The following is a 3686-nucleotide window of genomic DNA, read 5'->3' as shown; positions in this document are numbered from 1 at the left end:
GCCGACACGCCCCGGCCGCTCACCCGCCATATCGGGGATCTCGACGTCGAGGTCGTCCGCCTCGAGGACCTGATCGCGGCCATCGGCGGAGCAGCGCGGTAAAGGCGGGGACCGCCACTGCGTGCGTCTTCGTCCCGCTGCTAGCCACGTCCCAGAGGATAGAGAACGCGTTGGTACTCTTGGTACGACACGCGAGGGGGGACCCGGGAACGATGGTGCTACGCGGTGCAGCGGCGGTTAGATAGGGCTCTTCCCACCGCGTTGCATTTGAAATTATTCTGCCCTATTTTCCATATGAAATGACCCTTCCAGCCCGCACCGCCGCCCGGTCCCGCCCCGATGCCAGCGTCGTGCTGACCCGGGCGCTCCTGCGCACCGCGGCTCTGCTGGCCCTTTCCCAGAAGGATACGGCGCGCATCATCGGCATCAGCGCCGCGACCATGTCGCGCCTGGCGACCGGCGAGCGTCGTCTGCAGGCGGACACCAAGGAAGGCGAGTGCGCGCTGTTGCTCATCCGTATCTTTCGTGCCCTCGACGCCTTGCTCGGCGGGAAGGAAGAGGCGGTGCGGGCGTGGTTTCACGCTCCGAATACGCACGTCGGCGGCATCCCCGCCACTCGCGTCCAGCGCGTCGAGGGCCTGGTGCATGTCGCAGAGTATCTGGACGCGATGCGCGGGAAGCTCTAGGGTCACGGCCCTGTCGCTGGCGGCCTGGCGGGTGGTCGAGTCGCAGTTCGTCACCTCGACGCGGCGACTGGTCGACTCCGATGCCGAGCAGGAGCTGTTGGAGCAACTCATCGAGATCGTCAAGCCACCGCTCCCGTCCGACCGCGCTTTCGCTCGCCTGCACTTCCTGCTCTCCACGCCGTTTCGCCATCCGCCGCTCCCCCACGGATCGCGATTCGGCACGCGCACGGAACGCGGGATCTGGTACGGAGCGCGCACCCTGCCGGCGGCCTTCGCCGAGGTAGCCTACTACCGGCTCGTCTTCCTCGAAGGCACCGCGGCGGATCTTGGGACGGTGACGGTGGAACTCTCCGCCTTCGCGGCCGCGGTGCGGACGAACAGGGGCGTCGACCTCACCGTCCCACCGTTCGCCGCGCACGAAGCGCAGATTTCGTCGAAGACGAGCTACGCCGTGTCGCAGCCTCTGGGGCGCGAGATGCGCGAGGCCGGCGTCGAAGCGTTCCTCTACGTCTCGGCACGCGATCCCGCACGCGGTACCAACATCGGGCTCTTTGCCCCGGCGTTCGCGCGCCGCAAGCCGAGCGCACCCAGTACCTGGGTGTGTACCGCCACCCGGCAGCACGTGGAGCTGTCCAAGAAGGACCTGTTTCGCAAGCGGCGCTTTACGTTCCACCGAGCCGAGTTCGTCGTGGAGGGATCGATACCGATACCGACAGCGATACCGACTCCGAGAAAATGAATGTCTCGGCCGTGCGCGGAATTGCACCACCGTCTTGCCATGACCGCCGTCCTCCGGTTCACTGTCGGGCACCGACACGCAGGGTCCCGGATGGAACTCGGGCCAACAACTTACGGAGGAACGTAGACATGCGACTGATACCGATCGGGATTGCCACGCTGGCCGCAACATTGACCGCCGGCGGGGCGCACGCCGGCACCTGGGTGATCGACCCCAGCCACACCAATGTCCAGTTCGCCGTGAAGCACATGGTGATCTCCACAGTCCGCGGCCACCTCGGCAAGGTCAGCGGAACCCTCAACCTGAACGAACAGGATGTAACCGGGTCGACCATCGAGGCAACCATCGACGCCAACGGCATCGATACCCGCGATGCCAAACGCGACCAGCACCTGCGCGAGCCCGATTTCCTGGATACCGCGAAGTACCCGACCATTACCTTCAAGTCGAAAAAAATCGTCAAAGTCGCCAACGACCGCTACACCGTTCTCGGCGACCTGACCCTGCGCGGCGTGACGAAAGAGGTAACGCTCGAAGTCGAGGGCTCCCCCAACCCGCTGAAGGACCCCTTCGGCAATAACAAGATCGGCGGCGTCGCCAAGACGCGCCTCAACCGGAAGGACTTCGGCGTCAATTTCAGCAAGGTGATGGATAACGGCGGCCTCGTCGTCGGCAACGACGTCGATGTCATCATCGACGTCGAACTGGTGCAGCAGGCGGTGGCTGTCAGATAACGGCGCCGGCGCGGCCGCCTACCGAGGCGGCCGCCCGCCTCGCCGAGGAACCAGCGCCTCGACGAGCGGGACCGTCAGTTCGTCCAGGCTGCCGAGAATAGCCGCCGCAAAGCTGAAGTCGCTCTTGTCCGTGTATTCGTTCGGCACGGCAATCGCCGTCGCACCGGCACGATGCGCCGCACCGACCCCGCGCTGCGAGTCCTCGATCACCGCGCAGGCCGCAGGTGCGACGCCAAGCGCTTCCGCGGCGGCGACGATACAGTCCGGGGCGGGCTTCGGATGGACGTAGCGCTCGCGTGTTATCACCGCCGCAAATGCCCCCCGCAGCCCGAACCGATCGAGCACGTAATCGGTGTCGGGCGCACCCGAGTTGGTAGCCACCGCCAGCGGGAAGCGCACGCGCAGGCGATCCAGCGCCGCCTCGACACCGGGCATCAACCGCGCCTCCGCACGCAGGATCTCGTGATAAATCGGCGCTTTCATGGCGCGCAACTCCTCCGCCGAGATCGGCAGGCCGTACCTGGCGACGGCATACTCGGGACCCGTCCCCGTACGGATCCAGCGGTCCGCGTATTCGGCTTTGTCGACCCTCACGCCGTACCGCTCGAGGATCGCGCCGTATGCACGGTGCTGCAGCCCCTCCGAGTCGATGAGCACACCGTCGAGATCGAAGACGAGACCGATCTGCATGGGCCGAATCAACGACCGGCCGCCGGCACTTCCGCGCCCCGCGCCGCCGCCGGCCGACCGCCGATCGCCGGCCGCCGGCGCCTCCTCACTGTTGCGCCACCGTTATCGACTTGATCACCACCGGCTCTGACGGCACGTTCTGGTGCCCGCCGCGGTTCGTGGTCGCGACCTTCTCGATCTTCTGCACAACGTCCATCCCGCCGATCACCTTGCCGAACACGGCATAACCGTAGCCCTGCGGGGTGTCGTCCCGGTGGTTCAGGAAGGCGTTGTCCTTGGTGTTGATGAAGAACTGGCTCGTGGCGCTGTCGACGACCCCGGTGCGCGCCATGGCGATCGTGCCGTTGTCGTTCTTGAGACCGTTGCTCGCCTCGTTCTTGATCGGCGGCTTGGTCGGCTTCTGGGTCATGCTCTGGTCGAAACCGCCCCCCTGGATCATGAAGGCGGGGATGACCCGGTGGAAGATGGTGCCGTCGTAGGACTTGTCGTTCACGTAGGCGAGGAAATTCTTGACCGTGATCGGTGCCTTGTCTTCGTACAACTCCACCTTGATGTCGCCCAACGATGTCGAAATCAGGACCACTGGATTCTTCCCTTCTGCCGGACCCGCCGCGACCGTCGAAGCCGCGAACGCCAATGCCAGCGCCGTTAGAGTTCCACGCATGATTCGTCCCTCCGAACCCTCTATTCTCCGCGACCGGTGTGGCCGCAACGGCGTACTCTGGCGCACTCCCCTCGACGGCGCAAGTCGGCAGTCGATCCCCTAATCCGGCGCTAACAGATGTCTGCATGCCCGTAAGCCGCCACCCCCGCGAAGCTTGTCCCGGCGAAAGCCGG

At 65.6% G+C, this 3686-nt stretch carries 5 protein-coding genes; 3 read left to right on the top strand and 2 right to left on the bottom strand.

The genetic code is table 11. From position 1 onward, the window contains the following. Positions 1–299 precede the first annotated feature (299 nt). From L6Q96_22960 to L6Q96_22950, 3 genes are all read left to right on the top strand, one after another. Entirely contained in the window at positions 300–686 is a 387-nt protein-coding gene (locus L6Q96_22960; GenBank protein ID MCK6557410.1) for a DUF2384 domain-containing protein, read from the top strand. Then, positions 646–1425: an RES family NAD+ phosphorylase gene (locus L6Q96_22955; protein ID MCK6557409.1), complete on the top strand. Its 780-nt coding sequence runs from the start codon at positions 646–648 to the stop codon at positions 1423–1425. The genes L6Q96_22960 and L6Q96_22955 overlap by 41 nt, the downstream gene beginning before the upstream one ends. A gap of 128 nt (positions 1426–1553) precedes the next feature. Continuing rightward, positions 1554–2159 (top strand): YceI family protein, encoded by a 606-nt coding sequence (locus L6Q96_22950; GenBank protein ID MCK6557408.1) that lies wholly within the window; start codon positions 1554–1556, stop codon positions 2157–2159. An 18-nt stretch (positions 2160–2177) separates the two neighbouring features. On the opposite strand, the gene L6Q96_22945 is transcribed toward L6Q96_22950, so the two are convergent. Together L6Q96_22945 and L6Q96_22940 are read right to left on the bottom strand one after the other, a co-directional pair. Beyond that, positions 2178–2849 carry an HAD family phosphatase gene (locus L6Q96_22945; GenBank protein MCK6557407.1) on the bottom strand — a complete coding sequence of 224 codons (672 nt, stop codon included), beginning with the start codon at positions 2847–2849 and terminating at the stop codon, positions 2178–2180. 85 nt (positions 2850–2934) lie between these two features. Further along, positions 2935–3513, bottom strand: a complete 579-nt coding sequence (locus tag L6Q96_22940; GenBank protein ID MCK6557406.1) for a peptidyl-prolyl cis-trans isomerase — start codon at positions 3511–3513, stop codon at positions 2935–2937. Positions 3514–3686: the final 173 nt, after the last annotated feature.

The organism is Candidatus Binatia bacterium, from assembly GCA_023150935.1.
In the GTDB taxonomy this organism is placed as follows: domain Bacteria; phylum Desulfobacterota; class Binatia; order HRBIN30; family HRBIN30; genus JAKLJW01.
This window is presented reverse-complemented; position numbering and strand designations above follow the sequence as displayed.

Bases quoted from the DNA above. Each gene is read 5' to 3' on its own strand.
- L6Q96_22950 (MCK6557408.1), top strand. From the start codon at position 1,554: ATGCGACTGATACCGATCGGGATTGCCACGCTGGCCGCAACATTGACC.
- L6Q96_22955 (MCK6557409.1), top strand. From the start codon at position 646: ATGTCGCAGAGTATCTGGACGCGATGCGCGGGAAGCTCTAGGGTCACG.
- L6Q96_22940 (MCK6557406.1), bottom strand. From the start codon at position 3,513: ATGCGTGGAACTCTAACGGCGCTGGCATTGGCGTTCGCGGCTTCGACG.
- L6Q96_22945 (MCK6557407.1), bottom strand. From the start codon at position 2,849: ATGCAGATCGGTCTCGTCTTCGATCTCGACGGTGTGCTCATCGACTCG.
- L6Q96_22960 (MCK6557410.1), top strand. From the start codon at position 300: ATGACCCTTCCAGCCCGCACCGCCGCCCGGTCCCGCCCCGATGCCAGC.